1 protein-coding gene is annotated in these 538 nt (G+C 66.7%); it reads left to right on the top strand.

Features of this window, described 5'->3' with window-relative positions:
* On the top strand, positions 1 to 538 hold a 538-nt coding region (locus tag UCMB321_RS31135; protein ID WP_040072027.1), incomplete at both ends, for an Ig-like domain-containing protein.

Genomic DNA, 538 nt, shown 5'->3' with positions numbered 1-538 from the left:
CAGCGCCGCCAGCCACATCACCCTGGACAACACCGGGGTCCACGGGGCCAGCTCGGGCAATGCCGGCACCGGCACCACCGACTCGAACACCTACGTCATCGACACCCAGCGCCCGACCGCCACCGTCGTGGTCGCGACCGACCACCTGGGCATCGGCGGCACCTCCCTGGTGACCATCACCTTCAGCGAGGCGGTGACCGGTTTCACCCTGGCCGACCTGACGACCGACAACGGTACCCTGAGCGGCCTGAGCACCAGCGACAACATCACCTGGACCGCGACCCTGACGCCGGCGGCGGGGATTACCCAAAGCAACAATCACATCGTCCTGGACAACACTACGGTGGCCGACGTCGCCGGCAACAGCGGTTCCGGCACCACCGCCTCGAACGCCTATGACGTCGACAGCGTGCGCCCGACCGCGAGCATCGTGATGGCGAATCCGGCGTTGAACGCCGGCTCAAGCTCTCTGGTGACGTTCACCTTCAGCGAGGCGGTGACCGGCTTCAGCAACGCCGACCTGACGGTATCCAATGGC

This window comes from Pseudomonas batumici (genome assembly GCF_000820515.1).
Lineage (GTDB): Bacteria > Pseudomonadota > Gammaproteobacteria > Pseudomonadales > Pseudomonadaceae > Aquipseudomonas > Aquipseudomonas batumici.
The sequence above is the reverse complement of the archived record's forward strand: the minus strand, read 5'-3'. Positions and strand labels throughout refer to the sequence as shown.